This is a genomic window from Flammeovirga yaeyamensis (assembly GCF_018736045.1).
GTDB lineage: Bacteria > Bacteroidota > Bacteroidia > Cytophagales > Flammeovirgaceae > Flammeovirga > Flammeovirga yaeyamensis.
Map to the genome: position 1 here is coordinate 3971531 of NZ_CP076132.1, position 17480 is coordinate 3989010.

17 protein-coding genes and 6 tRNA genes are annotated in these 17480 nt (G+C 35.0%); 9 read left to right on the top strand and 14 right to left on the bottom strand.

The annotated features are described in order from the left end of the window. Positions 1-55: 55 nt before the first annotated feature. On the bottom strand, positions 56-844 hold the full coding sequence (locus KMW28_RS15655; RefSeq protein ID WP_169662656.1) for a S1/P1 nuclease: 789 nt from the start codon (positions 842-844) through the stop codon (positions 56-58). Between the two features lie 172 nt (positions 845-1016). On the opposite strand from KMW28_RS15655, the gene KMW28_RS15660 reads away from it, so the two are divergent. Next, positions 1017-1637 (top strand): porin family protein, encoded by a 621-nt coding sequence (locus tag KMW28_RS15660; RefSeq protein ID WP_066204845.1) that lies wholly within the window; start codon positions 1017-1019, stop codon positions 1635-1637. A 99-nt stretch (positions 1638-1736) separates the two neighbouring features. On the opposite strand, the gene KMW28_RS15665 is transcribed toward KMW28_RS15660, so the two are convergent. The 3 genes from KMW28_RS15665 to KMW28_RS15675 form a co-directional block, all read right to left on the bottom strand. Then, on the bottom strand, positions 1737-2453 hold the full coding sequence (locus KMW28_RS15665) for a DUF6089 family protein (RefSeq protein WP_066204844.1): 717 nt from the start codon (positions 2451-2453) through the stop codon (positions 1737-1739). Between the two features lie 81 nt (positions 2454-2534). After that, positions 2535-3308, bottom strand: coding sequence for a DUF6089 family protein (locus tag KMW28_RS15670; protein WP_066204842.1), 774 nt, complete (start codon positions 3306-3308; stop codon positions 2535-2537). Between the two features lie 273 nt (positions 3309-3581). Next, positions 3582-4481 (bottom strand): SDR family oxidoreductase, encoded by a 900-nt coding sequence (locus KMW28_RS15675; protein WP_169662657.1) that lies wholly within the window; start codon positions 4479-4481, stop codon positions 3582-3584. A gap of 128 nt (positions 4482-4609) precedes the next feature. Between KMW28_RS15675 and KMW28_RS15680 the strand changes: the two genes are divergently transcribed. Then, on the top strand, positions 4610-4900 hold the full coding sequence (locus tag KMW28_RS15680) for an ATP-dependent Clp protease adaptor ClpS (protein ID WP_066204838.1): 291 nt from the start codon (positions 4610-4612) through the stop codon (positions 4898-4900). Positions 4901-4907: 7 nt separating this feature from the next. After that, positions 4908-5519, top strand: a complete 612-nt coding sequence (recR, locus tag KMW28_RS15685; protein ID WP_066204836.1) for a recombination mediator RecR — start codon at positions 4908-4910, stop codon at positions 5517-5519. 81 nt (positions 5520-5600) lie between these two features. On the opposite strand, the gene tatC is transcribed toward recR, so the two are convergent. Further along, positions 5601-6434, bottom strand: coding sequence for a twin-arginine translocase subunit TatC (gene tatC / locus KMW28_RS15690; RefSeq protein WP_169662658.1), 834 nt, complete (start codon positions 6432-6434; stop codon positions 5601-5603). 208 nt (positions 6435-6642) lie between these two features. On the opposite strand from tatC, the gene KMW28_RS15695 reads away from it, so the two are divergent. Beyond that, positions 6643-7920 (top strand): N-acetylmuramoyl-L-alanine amidase, encoded by a 1278-nt coding sequence (locus tag KMW28_RS15695; protein WP_169662659.1) that lies wholly within the window; start codon positions 6643-6645, stop codon positions 7918-7920. Here the strand turns inward: KMW28_RS15695 and KMW28_RS15700 are convergent. Together KMW28_RS15700 and KMW28_RS15705 are read right to left on the bottom strand one after the other, a co-directional pair. Next, the gene (locus tag KMW28_RS15700; RefSeq protein WP_066204828.1) at positions 7917-8426 is read right to left on the bottom strand and encodes a YciE/YciF ferroxidase family protein; all 510 of its coding nucleotides are present in this window, start codon (positions 8424-8426) and stop codon (positions 7917-7919) included. The two genes, KMW28_RS15695 and KMW28_RS15700, sit on opposite strands and share 4 nt — an antisense overlap. A 290-nt stretch (positions 8427-8716) precedes the next feature. Continuing rightward, positions 8717-9331: a DUF4251 domain-containing protein gene (locus tag KMW28_RS15705; protein WP_084005716.1), complete on the bottom strand. Its 615-nt coding sequence runs from the start codon at positions 9329-9331 to the stop codon at positions 8717-8719. A 106-nt stretch (positions 9332-9437) separates the two neighbouring features. Here KMW28_RS15705 and KMW28_RS15710 point away from each other — a divergent pair, with 106 nt between their 5' ends. The 4 genes from KMW28_RS15710 (at position 9438) to cas6 (ending at position 14594) form a co-directional block, all read left to right on the top strand. Then, positions 9438-9941: a metallophosphoesterase family protein gene (locus KMW28_RS15710; RefSeq protein WP_169662660.1), complete on the top strand. Its 504-nt coding sequence runs from the start codon at positions 9438-9440 to the stop codon at positions 9939-9941. Between the two features lie 298 nt (positions 9942-10239). Next, entirely contained in the window at positions 10240-11370 is a 1131-nt protein-coding gene (chrA, locus tag KMW28_RS15715) for a chromate efflux transporter (protein WP_169662661.1), read from the top strand. Between the two features lie 326 nt (positions 11371-11696). Then, positions 11697-13589, top strand: coding sequence for an asparagine synthase (glutamine-hydrolyzing) (asnB, locus tag KMW28_RS15720; RefSeq protein WP_169662662.1), 1893 nt, complete (start codon positions 11697-11699; stop codon positions 13587-13589). A 288-nt stretch (positions 13590-13877) separates the two neighbouring features. Beyond that, positions 13878-14594, top strand: coding sequence for a CRISPR-associated endoribonuclease Cas6 (cas6, locus tag KMW28_RS15725; protein ID WP_066204819.1), 717 nt, complete (start codon positions 13878-13880; stop codon positions 14592-14594). Here cas6 and KMW28_RS15730 read toward each other — a convergent pair. Further along, on the bottom strand, positions 14581-15777 hold the full coding sequence (locus tag KMW28_RS15730; RefSeq protein ID WP_240972522.1) for a site-2 protease family protein: 1197 nt from the start codon (positions 15775-15777) through the stop codon (positions 14581-14583). The genes cas6 and KMW28_RS15730 overlap by 14 nt on opposite strands. A 62-nt stretch (positions 15778-15839) precedes the next feature. Between KMW28_RS15730 and KMW28_RS15735 the strand changes: the two genes are divergently transcribed. Continuing rightward, positions 15840-16778 carry an RluA family pseudouridine synthase gene (locus KMW28_RS15735; RefSeq protein WP_169662663.1) on the top strand — a complete coding sequence of 313 codons (939 nt, stop codon included), beginning with the start codon at positions 15840-15842 and terminating at the stop codon, positions 16776-16778. A gap of 45 nt (positions 16779-16823) precedes the next feature. Here KMW28_RS15735 and KMW28_RS15740 read toward each other — a convergent pair. The 6 genes from KMW28_RS15740 to KMW28_RS15765 all read right to left on the bottom strand — a co-directional run bounded on the left by KMW28_RS15740 (position 16824) and on the right by KMW28_RS15765 (position 17466). Next, positions 16824-16900 (bottom strand) — tRNA-Asp (locus tag KMW28_RS15740). Positions 16901-16936: 36 nt separating this feature from the next. Beyond that, positions 16937-17013, bottom strand: a tRNA-Asp gene (locus KMW28_RS15745). Between the two features lie 36 nt (positions 17014-17049). Then, positions 17050-17126 (bottom strand) — tRNA-Asp (locus KMW28_RS15750). 36 nt (positions 17127-17162) lie between these two features. Next, positions 17163-17239: transfer RNA gene (locus KMW28_RS15755), tRNA-Asp, on the bottom strand. Between the two features lie 36 nt (positions 17240-17275). Further along, positions 17276-17352, bottom strand: a tRNA-Asp gene (locus KMW28_RS15760). A 37-nt stretch (positions 17353-17389) separates the two neighbouring features. Continuing rightward, a tRNA-Asp gene (locus tag KMW28_RS15765) sits at positions 17390-17466 on the bottom strand. Positions 17467-17480 lie beyond the last annotated feature (14 nt).

Here is a 17480-nt window from a genome sequence, read left to right on the forward strand (position 1 = left end):
GCATGTTCTGAGTGTGGCTCAAAACATGCGCTCAAAGGTAATTATATGTATTTGATTAACCTAAAGCTTTATTTAAGATCCCTGCCAATCGAACACCAGCTTCCATAATTCGACGCTCTACAACATGGTAATTATCATAAATATAACGGTAGCCTAATTTTCCCTCTCCTACTTCTTGATAGAATTTTGTACACAATTCATGTGATTCAAACATCATATCTTTAGGAGTAGCAGATTGTAATTTAGCAACTTCTTCTTTTGTGGCAGTATCACAGAATTTTGCTAACTCAGTGTAACTTAAACCCTTAGATCCAATCATATCAGAATCCCATACTCTATGGATATTTGAAGGCTTACCAAACCAAGTCACTTTCACTTTATTTCCCCCTAAATCACTTTTATGCCCAACATGGAAAGGCTGGTGAAGATCACCTATTAAGTGCGTTAAAATCTTAATGGCACGAGCTTTTTGTGTTTTAGTAGAGTTTTCATCTTCTAACACCTTAGTCATGTCATCAATTCCCTTTAGAATATCACCTTTTGGATTTCTTTCTACATCCTCAAATTTCTGACCTTTATCGATATTAAAGTAATGCCATGGCGACATAAATGCATATTTCTTATCCGATTTGATATCGTCCATCCAAGTACTTACAATAGGTAAATAAGCAGAATCGCCTAAAATTTCTTCAATGGCCTTTTTTGCCTTCTTATTTAAATGATGTTCTGCTACTTCTGCCACAGCTCTATGTCCAGTTTGACCCCATGCAAACAATTCATTAGGCAACAAGTACACTGATAATACGGCAGTTACAACAATAAATGATTTAATACAACGCTTCATCTTTACGATTGGTTAAATTTTTGTTATTTAATGTATTGCAAGATAGAATGTAGTTTAGGGGCTTCAAAGTAAAACCCCCAACTATTCAATTAATCTTTGTAAAATTGACATTCTGATGCTTTAGATTGTCTTAGTATTGAACAATTATCTCAATCAATTTTTTTTATTAATTATGAAAAAATTTTTAGCTATTATCTGCGGTTTACTTTTAATTGGTGCCGCTGCAAATGCTCAATCAGGTCTATTTAGCTTGGGTGTGAAAGGTGGTATGGGTCTTTCAGACTACAAACTAGGTGATAACTTAGGTAATACTCTATCTACAGACCAGAAAGCATCTTGGCACGTAGGTGCAATGTTTAGAACAAACATTCCTGTTTTGCCAATTTATGTTCAAGCTGAAGCACTTTACTCTCAAGTTGGAGGTACTGTAAACTTTAATGATCCTTTAAATCCACAAGGTAGTTTTTCTAACGATATCACTGTTAATCGTTTAGATATTCCTCTTTTAGTTGGTTTGAAATTCGGTCTTTTAGGCATTAATGGTCGTGTTTATGGTGGTGGTGTTGCTCAAACAACATTATCTGATAACTTCAGTGATATTAGCAACGACATCAAAGTAGAAAACTTTGTATGGGGTTACCAAGCAGGTGTTGGTGTTGACATCAAGAAGTTGACTATCGATGTTAAATACGAAGGTGGTTCAGATTTAATTACTGAGCAAACTGGTGCTCCTTCTATTAAGTCATCTCAATGGTTATTGAGTTTAGGTTGGTTCTTCGGAAGCAACGACTAATCACGTAATTTATTCACCAGTTATGGTGTTTATATCATAAAAAAATAGCTACTCATTAAATGAGTAGCTATTTTTTTGTCTCTTATATTTTAATTCAACTTAGTTCAATCTAGGAGACTTCGGACAGTTGACATTAATGATATTGTAACTCCAAGTAAAACCTAAGAAGTAATAATTATCTCTCCAAGTTGGAAAGGTCAAACGTTCGTTGATAGGTACATTTGGATCTTCATCTCTATAAATAGTATCTGTTGTATCCGACCATAATGGTTTAGTAATACTTAACTCCATTCCAAAATCCCAATGAGTAGATATCCTCTTCTTAAACCCTACACCAAAAGGAAGTGTTACTGCCCACGGCAAGCTTGGAGGGTTTGTTGTGGTCGTTTGAATAATTGGAAAGACACCTGCCCCTAACTCCATAAAAAAGTAAGGCGTAAAGCTATCTCGTTTATTCTTTTTCTGTCTAAACCCTAAGAAGTTATATTCAAACCCTGTTGCAGCATTAATCATTACATTTTCAAAACTTGCTTGTCTTGTCTTATGTAACTGTTTATCCCATCGACTATCGCTTCCGGTATTCCATGCTACATGTAGATCTGTTCTCCAGTGAAAGAAGTTGTTTATTTTATATTTAGCGAAACCTTTAACTCCTACTCTATAATCTAAAGGATGAGGTAAAGGAGATACATCACCTGCGTATGCTGCTAAACCTACGCCTCCACCAACAATCCAATCTTGTGCTAAAGAATAAGTAGTAGCGGATATAAAAAGAAGTAGGGTTAGTATCGTATTTTTCAAAAAAGTAATCTTCATGTATTTTCTATTTCAAGTTTAAAAATACAAAAAAAGTCCGCAAGTTTTAACCAGCGGACTTTTTTATTCATATCGCAAATGTTAACGGAACTTAGGCATTTTAATCGTACCACCCATGATGTAGGCTAGATTAAATCCAATAGTCATGTAAACATCATTAAATTCTTTAAATGTACTTCCGTTGATACTGTTATCGATACCGTCAATCTTATCAGAACCTGTAAAGTTTAATGTTCCTTCTAAGCCAATATCCAAGTGAGTTGATAATTTATAACGTACACCTAATGATAGTGGGACATTATAAGTAAAAACATCACCTTGCTTCATCTCGTCAGTGATTTTCACACCGACATAATCAGCTGAAGCATCTTGACTAACTGTGTAGTTTGAATAAATTGCTCCAAGACCTAAGGCTACATATGGAATTGGAACTTTTGGACGTCTGTAGTATACCCCAGCATTTGGAAATAAATCAATGACACCTTGCAAGTTTAAATTAAATCCCCAAGTATTAAAAGATAGCCCTCTATCCGGATTCAATCCTGCATCCTTATCACTACCTGCAAAAAACATATTACTCAAAGATAATCTTGCAGAAATTCTAGGAGCATACCTTTTTTGGATAAAACCACCCCATTGAGCACGTGTACTACCCCAATCAATACTACCTTTGGAGTTCACAGGTGCTAAATCACCCATGTAGTTAGTAGAGGTTAAAGTACCACCATAACTCCAATATCTTTTCTTGGCTGTAAATCGTGCCCTGCCTTTCAATCCTTGAGCTGAAACTTCAGAATAAGCAAATGAAAAGAACAACAACAATAAAACAGCTTTAAAACAGTTTTTAAATCCCATTAAAACCGAAAGTTTATATTTCGTTCCTCCTAAGAGAGAAGAGTAAATTTCAAAATAGTCTAAAAAGTGGGTAAACCACCATTAGGATAACATACATCTTTTATGCCAAATTGCACACAATAAGAATGATTACCGTAAAAAAATAGATAGTAATAGTTCACTTATTGAAAGTAATTAGCTTAGCAAATATATGATAATACTCTATTTATTAACAATAAAAAATAGTTTTTATTGTGTAAAAACTAAGTTATACGAAAAATATTTCTGTTCTTCTCAACTTAAGACCTTTTTCATTGCTTCAATAAAAGTGGTGGTCTGATAATTAAACCCTTGTTTAGCTTTATCAATAATAAAACCCGTTTTTAAAGGTCTTTTTCCATGTTCTTTAAAGGTTGAAGCATTCACTGCCGTCATTAACTTTTTATCCAGCTTATATTCATCAGCCATTATCTCTACCATTTTGTAGGGGGTAAATACCTCTGCACCAGACAAATGATAAACACCTTCTGACCTTGTCTTAAAACACTGAATTACTCCTTGTGCTAAATCATCTACAAAAGTGGGGGTTCTTATTTGGTCATTGACCACTTTAATTTCCATACCTTCAGATAACATTTTCCTTCCCCAAAGCATAATGTTAGATCGACTCATATCTTTTACCTGACCATACACTAAACACGTTCTTATGATAGATATTTTTAATTGATCAGTTTTATCAAATAACAAGTTCTCGGCTCTAAGTTTAGTTTGTCCATAAAAATTTGGAGGATTTCTTTCATCCTCTTCTTTGTACATACCTTGATCACCACTAAACACAAAATCTGTTGATATGAATAAGAAGTGCTGTACATTATTCTGAATTGCAGCATCAGATAAAATATCTGTAGCTTCTGTATTGACTTTAACAGCTAAATCAGGATAATCTTCACAATCTTCTACCCTAGACATGGCTGCAGAATGTATAATTACATCGGGCTTAACATCAGCAATTAATTGATGTATTTCATCTCCATTCGTTAGATCCACATCATGATAAGTATAGCCATTTTCTAAAAATCTGTCCTCTCCCCTACCTGTAGCGTAAATATTAACACTTTCGTCATTTTTGAGTAATTTCAATAAGGATTGACCAAGTAAACCATTTGATCCTGTGATAAGTACCTTATTTTTCATATATTGTGTAATTCTGTAAATGAGTATGTTTTGACTACACAAGCTAGTAAAACAATTCCTCTTTATAGTAGTGTGATTAGAAAATTAACTTTGCGATTAATAAATTTGCATTATCAAATCTTATTTCAATGATTACGTTAGCAACTCAACACGATACCGACGTTCAAGTTTTAGAAGAAACTGAAATCGATTCCGAACTCAATCGCGAGCTTATAGTCTTTAACGATGATGTAAATACATTTGAACACGTTATTGACGCACTGATTCAAGTATGTAAACATACCACACATCAGGCAGAACAGTGTACTTGGATTATCCATTACAACGGAAAATGTGCTGTTAAAAACGGTACTTTCGAAGAATTGGCTCCAATGAGAAAATCAATGGTGGATAGAGGTATTTCTGCCGAAATATTATAAAAATACTGTGTTAAACCTACCTTCAAAATCACTAGAGGATGCTGTTGAACATCTAAGCAGTTTACCTGGAATTGGTCAGAAAACAGCACTCCGATTGGCTTTATATATTTTAAAAGAAGATGAATTGTATGCTAAAGATTTGGCTACTTCTATTGCTTCTTTAAAGTTAAATGTAAAGTTCTGTCAGAAATGTCACAATATATCCGACGATGATCTTTGCAACATTTGTTCATCTACTTCCAGAGATGAATCTGTTATTTGTGTTGTAGAAAACATGTCTGATGTTTTGGCTATAGAATCTACCGGTGCTTTTAAAGGTTTATATCATGTACTTAATGGTGTAATTTCTCCATTACAAGGGATTACTCCTAACGATTTAACTATAGAACATCTAATTGATAGAGTACATGAAGAAAATATAAAAGAGGTGATTTTCGCCCTAAATGCAAGTTTAGATGGAGATACCACCGCATTTTTTATCAGACAACAATTGGAAACAATGTCTGAATTAAAAATGACAAATATAGCTAGAGGTATTCCTGTAGGTGGTGCGTTAGAATACGCCGATGAACTTACTTTAGGAAGATCAATTGCTGAAAGAACAGACTTAAACGATTAAGTTTTTCTTAAATAAAAAAAGGATCAGATAAAACTCTGATCCTTTTTTTATGGTCTAGAAAGCATATTGAATACCTCTATATTATATTTTTCTTAAAGCCTTTTCTGCCTCTTTTCTGTTCTTCTTAATCACTCGAGCACAAATATGAATACTTAATTCATAAAGCATATAAATCGGTCCGGCAATCATTACCTGAGTCACTGGATCTGGAGGAGTGATAATTGCAGAAATAATCAAAATAACAACAATTGCATGTCTTCTATATTGCTTCATTCCTTCTGGTGTAATCAAATCGGATTTTGATAATACATAGACCACCATTGGTAATTGAAACATCACCCCACCTGATAATACAATCATGGCTATTGTTGAGATATAAGAAGTAACGTCAAATTCATTCAAAATACTTTCGTCTATTTGATAATTAGACAAGAAGTTCACTGCCAAAGGCGAAACGATGTAATAACCAAACAATACACCTGTTGCGAATAATAACGTTACAAAGAAAGTTGCTCCTGTTGTCGCTGACTTTTCATTGTTATATAAACCTGGTTTAATAAATCGCCAAATCTCCCAGAATGTATAAGGAAACGCACAAATTAAACCTATTACAGCAGACGACATAATGTGCATAGCAAACTGCCCCGTCATTGTTCTACTTTGAATAGTAAAGGGTAAACTATGAATACACAATGCGTCCGTATTTAGATAATTTGATAACTCACATAACCACTGGTAAGTAGGAAAATCCAAACGTGAGGGACCAAGAATAATAACAGTAAATACAAACTTTTTATTTAGGAAAGCTAGGATAGCAAAAAATAAAACCGAACCCACTCCCCTCATGATATGCCACCTTAATTCTTCTAGGTGGTCTAAAAACGACATTTCGCTTTCGTCCTTGTGATCTGACATATATTTGTTTGTTGATCTTTGTCCAATGTCTGCAAATGTCGTTAATTTGATTTAAATGGCATAATTAAAATAAATAACTATCTTCGAATACTTGTAAATAAGTAGGGAATCTTTCTAATTTGTATTAATACCTACTGATGATTTTTTTATAAATATGTTTCATAAAGGCAAATACATATCTTTTATTCATACTTTACTTATTATCTTTTTGTCAACTATTACTTCACATGGACAAATTGATAAACACAAAGAATCTTCTTTTAAAAGAAAAGTAGTTATCGTGATCGATCCTGGTCATGGTGGTGAAGATGTGGGCAAACCTAAAAGACATACCAAATCACATTTTAAGAACGAAGCAGACCTAAATTTAGATATTGCTTTACGTGTGGGGGGATACTTTGAAGAAAGAGTAGGCAACGTTCAAATTTACTACACTAGAAAAACAGATCGAACAATAAGTCTAAACGAACGTGTTGAGTTTGCCAACAGGGTCAAGGCTGATTATTTTATCAGTATACATTGCAATTCCCTTAAAGACAGAAATTACAAAGGCACTCAAGTACATATACAGAGTAAGACATTCCCTACTACTTATGGTTTAGCTTCATCAATTAATAAGGAATTACTAAAGACTGGTAGAAAAAGTCGAGGAATTATTGATCATGACGATAGAGGGCACAATCTTCAAGTCATACAGTATACTGAAATGCCAGGTGTTTTAATAGAATGTGGGTTTATGAGTAATTCTGAAGAAGAGATCTTTTTAAACTCAGGTAAAGGACAGACCTATATCGCCTCAGCATTATATAGAGGTATTCGTAATTTTGAAAACCTAAAGGTAAAGCCTGCACCTGATAAAAGATATCCATATTATAGAGTTCAAATAGGAACCACTCCTAACAAAAACGAAATAACCTATAAAAAGTACCGTAAACTCAACATGCAAATTGATGCAGTGAAGGAAAATGGTAAATATTCCCTTTATGTTGGAAGAGAATACGAAAAAAGATATATCGATAAACTTTTGGCTACAGTAAAAAAGAGAGGTTTTAAAGACGCTTTTATTAAAACATTTAAAAAACCCGTCCCTCAAAAAATCACTCCAAAACCAAAGGTAGAGGCTCCTAAAAAAATTGAAAAAGACTCAACAGTTGTCGCTTCAAAAGACACTACCTCTACTCCATCAAATAATAAGGAAGAAGAGCTACACTTTTACCGAATTCAAATTATGTCATCCGATAGAAAATTGGATATCAATAAAAGGGAATTCACCAACCTTGGTGAGGCTGTCTATCTATTTTATGACGAAAACTCTACAAATCCTTACAAATATCAAGTACTTGTTGGCAAGTACTATGCAAAATCGAAAGCAGTAGAAGTAAAAGAAAAGGTAAGAAAAAAGGGATTTCCTGACGCCTTCATTGTTACCGTTAAACAAAGTGAAGCCAGAAAATCCCAAGATCGATACATTCCAAAGAATAATTAAACATAAACTTTTACCAATTCCTGTTCTTTTTCGATAAGTCGTGAAATAGTCTCGTCTAGAAGGACATCTAAGTCTTGTTCATTTTTTAGAATCTCATACAATCTGTCCATAATGGTTTCATCATGTACCTGATGGGCGTAACTTAAAATTAATTGATAACCAATAACATCTGCAGCATGCAACTGTTTGATAGTCGAAACGATGGCCATATCAGACACGTTGGAGTTTGTAGAATGTTCTATCATTTTGTGCATTTCTTTGATCATACCCAAAGAACACTCACAAATATCTCCTATTTCGTTTTCGTGAATTTCAAAAAATAATTCATTTAAAGAGTTGAGATGCTTTTCTGCATTGTGCTCACAAATTTCTATCACTCTGCTTAGTGCAATAGATTTTACTCTCCCTTTTAGTTGGTGATAAATTTCCAATTGTTGGGTTTCCGCATCATAGCGGTCTTTCATCTGATGGATGAAAAGGTCTCGAAGGTCGTCTAGAGGTTTCATAACATAGGCTCTATTTAAGGGTGAATAAAAATTATAAACCACATATTTACAACACTTTACAAGTGTACAAGTGTATTATTTACATATAAATTACCTTCTTATTTTTAACACATTCAATGACGATAATCACTTAAAATAAGTATTCGTATCATGATAATAAGTGTTTTTGATACATATCTTTGTCGTAGATAAATATGAAATGAAAAGTGAACAATAAAAAAGAGCGTCCTCATCGAGTACGCTCTTTGTTTTTTTACATCATCTACTACACTTTATATTTTTACCTTGATCTAAAACAGTTTCATACCTTCGTATACTGTAGATACTTGAGATGGTTTTACTACCCCTCTAAACGATAGCTCAATGTTTTCAGTTTGAGCATTTACCTTTACATTCGCATAATTTCCACTGCCGTCTATACTAAACTGCATTCTTGCTAACATTACAGGTCCCATCACATTAAAAGTGACTGTTCTACGACCATTCTTTTCTTCTTTCACTTCGTAATCGGAAATCTTACCTTCCATTGTTATGCCTCCCACTCCATTAAGTCCAACTACACCGTCGAAACCTAATTGGAATACGGCTCTATCTCCATTTACACTAACGAAATTGATATTACCATTCACATTTTCAATATTTCCATAACGATCATATACTTGATTCGCTTCTAATACGAAAGCCATACTATCGATTCCAGTGACCGCTTGAGCATGTAAAATTTGCTCGTACGCCTCAGCTTGTTTTCTTTTTTCTTCTTTGGCTTTTAAACGTTCGGCTCTTTTTTGAGCTCTAATTTCTTTTTTAGTTAATGCCTTGTTGTTAGATGATGTATCTTGTGCCTGAATAGATACCGCAAACAATAAAGTCACTAACAACACGATGTTTCTGATTATATTTTTCATAGTATCTTAAGTTTAAATGATTTTCTGATTTTATTTTCATTTAACTGAACGTTCGAATAGTTTTTTAAGTTATACTTATTTACATTTATTACTAATCAATTGAATAATGGAGATTGGAATTATATCTGACACACATAGCTATATAGATGATCGAATTATAGAACACCTTAAGGATTGTGATGAAATATGGCACGCTGGAGATATAGGTGATGAACAGGTGACAGACGCTTTAAAAGTCTTGGCTCCTCTTCGAGTAGTTTATGGAAATATTGATAATGGTAAAGCAAGAATTGAATTTCCCGAAGAACAAATCTTTACAATAGAAGGTGTAAAAATATATATGATACACATTGGTGGTTATCCGCCAAGATATACACCCAAATTAAAAAGACGTTTGGATGAAATCAATCCTGATCTTTTTATCTGTGGGCATTCTCATATTCTTAAAGTAATTCCTGATAAAACTCGAAATTTAATTCATATTAATCCAGGGGCAGCCGGTCGTCACGGTTTTCATCAAATGAGAACTTTAATAAAATTGACCATAAAAGATGGAAAACCTCAAAATTTAAGGGTAGTAGAATTGGGCAAAAGAGCCTCTATTCAATAACATTTTCAAAAAGATGACGACAATCAATGTAAACATCTACTGAAGTCACCATCTCATGTGTGAAAAATACGCTTAATTTGTTCTTGAAAGTTATGAGATGAGATAATGCTAGCAAACTGAAAGAATTTGAAAAAATTATCAGTTTCTAAAAGCGTGACACAGACAGGCATAGAACGGTACCAACAGTGTTCTATGCCTGTTTTTTTTGTTTACACCATAAATGCTTTGATAATTTTCAAATAGTCCATTTAAACTTTCCCTCCCTATTTACCTTTGTGTCAGAAAAATTATAAAAACTATGACACGATTCAATAAACTTATAGAAGTAGCCCAAGTAATGTTTAAATTAGGATGCTTTGCATTTGGTGGACCTGCTGCTCATATTGCTATGCTCGAAGAAGAGGTAGTAGAAAAAAGAAAATGGATGACACAAGAGCACTTTCTCGATCTAATTGGTGCAACTAACTTAATACCAGGACCAAATTCAACAGAAATGACCATGCATGTAGGGCATGAACGAGCTGGATTTTGGGGACTTGTCATCGGAGGACTTAGTTTTATCTTTCCAGCAGTCGTTATTACTGGTATTCTTGGTAGTTTATATGTAGCATATGGAGAATTACCAAACATCGCTCCTTTCATTTTTGGTATAAAACCAGCAGTTTTATCAGTGATCTTTGCTGCCGTTTTGAAACTCGGTAAAAAAGCCATTAAAACTACAGAATTAGGCATCTTAGGTGCAATTACTGTGGCATTAACTCTTTTAGGCGTAAATGATGTTATCGCCTTACTAATTACTGGTTTGTTAGGTATTTTTTATTTCAGCATCAAGAATAATAAAGGTAACCTCAAAGCTTCCTACATTCCTTTGATGATTTCAACTTCATCTATCCCTCAAGTTCAACACATCACACAAAGTCAGATTTTCCTTACTTTCTTAAAAGTAGGTGCTGTACTTTATGGTAGTGGATATGTATTGTTTGCCTACCTAGATGCTGAACTTGTACAAATAGGTTGGTTAACTAGAGGTGAATTGATGGATGCCATCGCTATTGGTCAGTTTACTCCGGGTCCTGTATTATCTACAGCAACATTTATTGGTTATCAATTAGGTGGCGTACTAGGAGCTATACTTGCCACTTTGGGAATATTTCTTCCTTCCTTCTTTTTAGTGTTTGCACTTAACCCATTTATTCCAAAACTTAGATCCAATAAAAAAGTAAGATACTTTTTAGACAGTGTAAATGTCGCAGCTGTTGCTATTATGGGAGTGGTATTGGTTCAAATGTCGATGACCGCCCTAACCGATTGGAAAGGAATATTGATTGGTGTTCTTGGGTTCATCATCACCTTTGGAGTGAAAAAGGCAAATGCAATGCATATTATTTTAGGAGGAAGTGTTTTGGGGTATGTTTTGGGGATGGTTTAGAGGTAGCAGGTAGCAAAGTTTACGCTCGTTTTTAAGTAAGAGGTAAGAGGTAAGAAGGAAAGGCAAAACTAGCGCAAATGTTAAGCGATTGCGACATTTGTGCCTATATGAACGTTAGAGGTCTCCTGACCTCATTTTTTTTTAACTAAGGAACTAAGGAACTAAGGAAAGTTACTATGTTGATGGGGAATACCGTATCGAAAGCACAGGAATTTATTCCTGTGGATAGATATGATAAAATGATAATACAAACATAGCTATGCTTAAAAGGAATAAAATTGTAATTTCGTATATCACATTTTTTTAACTTAAAACTATTTGTCTACATGTGCGGAATTACTGGACTATTTGCTTTTAACGAAATTGGACGAATGCAGGCGATTCATATGCATCGTGCCAATGATCAGTTAGCACACCGCGGCCCCGATGCTGCCGATGTTTTCAGTAGTCATTTTGTTCACCTTGGACACCGTAGACTTTCTATTATCGATTTAACTGAGGGAGGCAATCAACCTATGTCAGACCCTAGTGGACGATATACAATTGTATTTAATGGAGAGATCTATAATTATAAAACGATCAAGTCTTCTTTAGAACAAAGAGGCGTGGTTTTTAAAACCACTTCGGATACTGAGGTTCTACTTCATGCCTATATTCATTTTGGTACAAAGGTATTCGAGCAGTTACATGGCTTTTTTGCTTTTGCCATTTATGACAATGATAATGATAGCTTAATTATCGCTAGAGATCGATTAGGTATCAAACCTCTTCTTTATTCTTATGATGAAGATAAGATTGTCTTTGGTAGTGAAATGAATGCACTACTTCAATTTGGATTGGATAAAGAAGTTGATTTTACTTCCGTTTTTCAATTACTTCAATTGACTTATATATCATCACCTAACTCTATTTTTAAGAGTGTAAAAAAGCTTCCTCAGGGTTGCTATATGATGATTAAAGATAAGAAGTTTACCATCCAAAGATATTATGATCTAGCCCTTCAAACAGAAAAGAACCTTACTCTAAATTACGAGGAAGCTAAAGCTGAACTTTTGAAAATATTCGATCATTCAGTACAAGAACGAATGGTTTCTGATGTTCCTTTGGGAAGTTTTCTTAGTGGAGGCATTGATTCTTCTGCAGTGGTCGCTATGGCATCAAAATATACCGATCAACTTCAAACGTTTTCAATTGGCTATAAAGACGAACCATTATTTGATGAAACTCATTATGCGGAGTTGGTCGCTAAAAAATACAATACACAACATACCGCTTTCAAATTAACACAAGACGATTTCTATAATCACTTGTTTGGTATGTTGGACCATTATGGAGAACCTTTTGCCGATGCTTCAGCAATTGCAGTAAACATATTAAGTAAAGAAACTAGAAAGCATGTCACTGTTGCTCTTTCAGGCGATGGTGCTGACGAAATCTTTGCGGGTTATAACAAGCATTACGGTGAATGGAGAACACGAAAAGGTGGAAGTACTGCCAATATGATCAAAAACTTGTTGCCAATACTCAATAAATTACCTCAAAGCAGGAACTCGGCTTTTGGTAACAAAGTACGACAAGCAGTAAAGTTTGGGGAAGGGATGAAATTATCTCCTAAGGAAAGATATTGGTTCCAATGCTGTTGGAGAGATACACAATCGGCTTTAGATATGTTACATCCATCCTTTAAAGAGGAATTGAATATGGTTGATTTCAATGAGCGTAAAAATGAAATCACTCAGTTCATCACAGGAGATGGATTTTCTGATGTTCTTTATTCTGACATCAATGGGTTATTGGTCAATGACATGCTGCATAAAGTAGATTCTATGTCGATGTACAATAGCTTAGAAGTCAGAGTGCCTTTCTTGGATCATAAAGTGGTAGAGTTTGGAATGTCACTTCCATCTGAATATAAAATCGATGGTAAAATGAAGAAGAAAATTCTTCAGGATGCCTTCCGTCCATTGTTGCCAGAGGAACTGTATAAACGTCCAAAACATGGATTTGAAGTGCCACTTATGAAAGGATACAAAACCGCCTTAAGAACATGGGTGAACGAGATGTTGGATAGAGACTTTGTAGAACATCAAAAAATCTTTGATCCTAACTATACCGAACGTCTGAAGAAAACTATTTTCGAAACTGAAAACTACGATCAAAACCAAGTTTGGAGTATTTTAGTACTTCAACATTGGTGGAAAAAATATAAAGTCGAATAAAATCAGTTATTTATCGAAATAATTAGACGTTTTAAAAAAATTTTATGATATTAATGTTAATGTAAAAAATAAGAGGTGATATTTATCTATGATATATCAATCACTCCGTTATCTTTACAGTATGAATAGAAGTGATTTTTTACTTCAAAATTTATTTTTTTATCTAGAAGGAGTATTTCCTTTTGTTACCAACTACAAATTTTTTAGAAGGTGCGCATAAGAATAATCTTCAATCTTAGAAATAAAGGAGCAATTTTGCCCTTCCACCACCAAAAGCTTGTTCAGAACATGCTCAAAATCGCATGCTCTGATAATGCTCTGTTTGAGAGTACCAACTTTACCTTTTCTGGACTTAAAGGACAGACAAAAGTGGGAAGAGAAGGTTTGCATTATTTTTCTAAGAAAGCAACCATAGTTTTAACCAGCCCGAACCAACAATTCATTGATAAAGTAGTGATAGGCTTGTTCCAAGAATCCCATATTCTTTTGGGGAACTTGATGCTACAAGCTGATGCTGTTGAAATCGAAGAGGCTCCGATATTTCAAGAATCAATGAAATATCTATGTATATCTCCAATTGTTCCCTTCCATCAAGTAGAAGGATTAAACAACAAACTGTTTGTCAACCCATTAAGCGATGAGTTTTCGGATATGTTGTATGATTCTACAATGTACAGAATGGAAAAATCAGGGGTATATACTCCAGAACAAATTTCTTCTTTCTTCCGTTTTCAAGTGATTCCAGACCAACAGTACTTGGAAAGAATCAATAGAATGGATAAGAAATTTGCCCGTATTTACTCGGTTATTAAAGACGGACAAATTATGGAAGCTAGAGGCTATACTCTTCCTTTTGAAGTGTTAGCTGCTCCAGAAGTTCAGGAATTTATTTACCACAACGGTTTTGGCGAATTGGCCGATCATGGTTTTGGTATGTTGGATATCCCGAATTTCAATCCTATAAAAACGCCATACGAAGTTAGCGACAGCTCTACTCAAGAATAAGAGGAGCTGGCGTAAAACATAAAATAAACACGATTAAGGTGATGATACCAATAATTTTTCTTTTGGTGTCAACACCTTTTTCTATTATTGGCCTAGGGTGATTTAGTCCTAAAAATCTAGACAGCATAAAACCCCACAACAACCAACCGGTATATCCTTGAATGGTAGGATATATTGTCGTTAAGACAAACTGTGAGGTAAAAATGATCATCACAAACATACCAATTGTCACCTTATCTTTAAATAACCTCATAGAAACAAAATAGAGGTAAAGCAGGTATAATGGCACATAGGATATCAGATAGTCGTTGGGATCCTCAGCAGAAAATAAACCTAATCCACCCCAAAATAAAAATAAGGCAAATGTATAAGGTGTTAGTTTATGAAACCATTTATGCCCAATAATAGAGTGCAATGCATGTCCTCCATCCAACTGACCAAAAGGCAATAAATTTAGAGCCGTAAAGAAACATGCTAAAAACCCCGCAAATAGAAACGGGTAGTGCATCATTTCGTGTGGATTAGGGAATTTAGACATATCATCTACGAAGACATATTTCATGATCTCAAACAGAAGGTTGGTTCCTATTTGAAGATTTGCTCCTTCTGGAAGATCTTTATAGGCATGTTCAGCATAATCTAGCCCCCATTCTTGATATTCAGGGTGAATATCAAATATATATTCTTGTGCAGGAAGATGAGTAAAGCCATATATCAAGACAAATAATGCAGCAACAAACCCTGCCAACGGCCCTGCTACTCCAACATCAAAAAACTCTTTTGTAGATTTCAGTCTTGATTTAATATTTATAAAAGCACCAAACGTACCTATAGAAGGTAGAAAAGAAAAAAACCAAGCCGGAATAAAATAAGGAAGAGTCACTTTTAACTTATAATACTTAGCTGTGAAATAATGACCAAATTCATGAACAGTCAAGATACCTATAAAACAAAGGGAATAGGTCAAAGCCCCTTTCCAATGTTCTGGAGTAATCTCTTCAGGAGCCAAGATGGTTTTTCCATAAATCCATTCCAAACCTGCTAAAGTAGTCGCTAAAAGAGTCAATACGAATAGTAAAAAATGTTTCCATGCAGGCATTCCTACAAACTTTTTCTTTACTATAATCGTTTCTTGTGTATTTTCATCACCTTTGTGTTCGAATGAAGGCTGATTTTCTTCCATATTGTTGTGCTAAAAAATTAGTTTTGCAAGTTAGTAATACCAATCAAGATACAAAACCAAAAATGTCATCATCAAAACATCTACATGCATCATTTGATATTCCTGAAGGAGGACAAACCATGCGATTGGATCATTTCCTTTCGATAAAACTTCCTAACAAGAGTAGAAATGTTATTCAAAAACATATCAAATCACAGATGGTTTTGGTGAATGATAAAAAATCTAAATCTTCTTATCAATTAAAACCATTTGATAAGGTGGAATGGTTCGAATCTTTCAGAAAATTAGAAGAATTAATTCCATATGATTATGATTTAGATATTCTTGAAGAAAATGAATCCTTTATCGTCGTCAATAAACCTGCAAACATGTCTATGCATCCAGGATTAGGAGTATACAAGGAAACACTACAGAATGCTTTACAACATCATTACAATGTCACTAATCAAACAGAGGCCTTAGTAAAGGATTGTTTGGTTCAACGCTTAGATAAAGATACTAGCGGGATTGTGGTAATCCCTAAGACGATTCAAGCAAGGGAACATTTAGGAGATCAATTCAAAGGAAAATCAACCAAAAGAATATACCATGCGATTGTATGGGGAACACCTGATCCTTTAGAAGGAACTATCAAAAAGTTTATCGGTAGAAATCCTATGGATGAAATGAGTATTGAGGTCTCAGAAGATGAAGCTTTTGGAAAAATGGCGATCACAAATTATAAAACCATAAAATCCTATAAAGACTTCTCTGTGGTAGAATGTGAATTGGAAACAGGTAGAACCCATCAGATTCGTGTGCATATGCAATATATAGGTCATCCCTTAGTAGGTGATAAAAGATATGAGAAAATGCAATATACAGGCAATTCTCAGCTTCAAAATACTATAGGAAGACATTGTTTACATGCTCGGCTATTACATTTTGACCATCCGGTGACTTTAGAACGTATGATGTATGAAATTGGGTGGCCTGAGGATTTAAACGAATTAATAAAGTAGACAATAAAAAAAGGTAAGCTCTTTCGAACTTACCTTTCTATTTGTTGGCGGAACAGACGGGACTCGAACCCGCGACCCCCTGCGTGACAGGCAGGTATTCTAACCAACTGAACTACTGCTCCAGTCATCTGTTTTTGAAAGTCTTGATGAAGACTTGTTGGCGGAACAGACGGGACTCGAACCCGCGACCCCCTGCGTGACAGGCAGGTATTCTAACCAACTGAACTACTGCTCCAGTCATCTGTTTTTGAAAGTCTTGATGAAGACTTGTTGGCGGAACAGACGGGACTCGAACCCGCGACCCCCTGCGTGACAGGCAGGTATTCTAACCAACTGAACTACTGCTCCAGTCATCTGTTTTTGAAAGTCCTGATGAAGACTTGTTGGCGGAACAGACGGGACTCGAACCCGCGACCCCCTGCGTGACAGGCAGGTATTCTAACCAACTGAACTACTGCTCCAGTCATCTGTTTTTGAAAGTCTTGATGAAGACTTGTTGGCGGAACAGACGGGACTCGAACCCGCGACCCCCTGCGTGACAGGCAGGTATTCTAACCAACTGAACTACTGCTCCAGTTATCTAGTTTTTGAAAGTCTTGATGAAGACTTGTTGGCGGAACAGACGGGACTCGAACCCGCGACCCCCTGCGTGACAGGCAGGTATTCTAACCAACTGAACTACTGCTCCAGTGTGCTTTTCAG

Excerpts from the sequence above, each read along its gene's own strand:
- KMW28_RS15670 (WP_066204842.1), bottom strand. The coding sequence starts at position 3,308 with ATGGGATTTAAAAACTGTTTTAAAGCTGTTTTATTGTTGTTGTTCTTT.
- KMW28_RS15665 (WP_066204844.1), bottom strand. The coding sequence starts at position 2,453 with ATGAAGATTACTTTTTTGAAAAATACGATACTAACCCTACTTCTTTTT.
- KMW28_RS15730 (WP_240972522.1), bottom strand. The coding sequence starts at position 15,777 with ATGGAAGAAAATCAGCCTTCATTCGAACACAAAGGTGATGAAAATACA.
- tatC (WP_169662658.1), bottom strand. The coding sequence starts at position 6,434 with ATGTCAGATCACAAGGACGAAAGCGAAATGTCGTTTTTAGACCACCTA.
- chrA (WP_169662661.1), top strand. The coding sequence starts at position 10,240 with ATGACACGATTCAATAAACTTATAGAAGTAGCCCAAGTAATGTTTAAA.
- KMW28_RS15700 (WP_066204828.1), bottom strand. The coding sequence starts at position 8,426 with ATGAAACCTCTAGACGACCTTCGAGACCTTTTCATCCATCAGATGAAA.
- KMW28_RS15705 (WP_084005716.1), bottom strand. The coding sequence starts at position 9,331 with ATGAAAAATATAATCAGAAACATCGTGTTGTTAGTGACTTTATTGTTT.
- KMW28_RS15735 (WP_169662663.1), top strand. The coding sequence starts at position 15,840 with ATGTCATCATCAAAACATCTACATGCATCATTTGATATTCCTGAAGGA.
- cas6 (WP_066204819.1), top strand. The coding sequence starts at position 13,878 with ATGCTCAAAATCGCATGCTCTGATAATGCTCTGTTTGAGAGTACCAAC.
- asnB (WP_169662662.1), top strand. The coding sequence starts at position 11,697 with ATGTGCGGAATTACTGGACTATTTGCTTTTAACGAAATTGGACGAATG.
- KMW28_RS15655 (WP_169662656.1), bottom strand. The coding sequence starts at position 844 with ATGAAGCGTTGTATTAAATCATTTATTGTTGTAACTGCCGTATTATCA.
- KMW28_RS15660 (WP_066204845.1), top strand. The coding sequence starts at position 1,017 with ATGAAAAAATTTTTAGCTATTATCTGCGGTTTACTTTTAATTGGTGCC.
- KMW28_RS15675 (WP_169662657.1), bottom strand. The coding sequence starts at position 4,481 with ATGAAAAATAAGGTACTTATCACAGGATCAAATGGTTTACTTGGTCAA.
- KMW28_RS15680 (WP_066204838.1), top strand. The coding sequence starts at position 4,610 with ATGATTACGTTAGCAACTCAACACGATACCGACGTTCAAGTTTTAGAA.
- KMW28_RS15710 (WP_169662660.1), top strand. The coding sequence starts at position 9,438 with ATGGAGATTGGAATTATATCTGACACACATAGCTATATAGATGATCGA.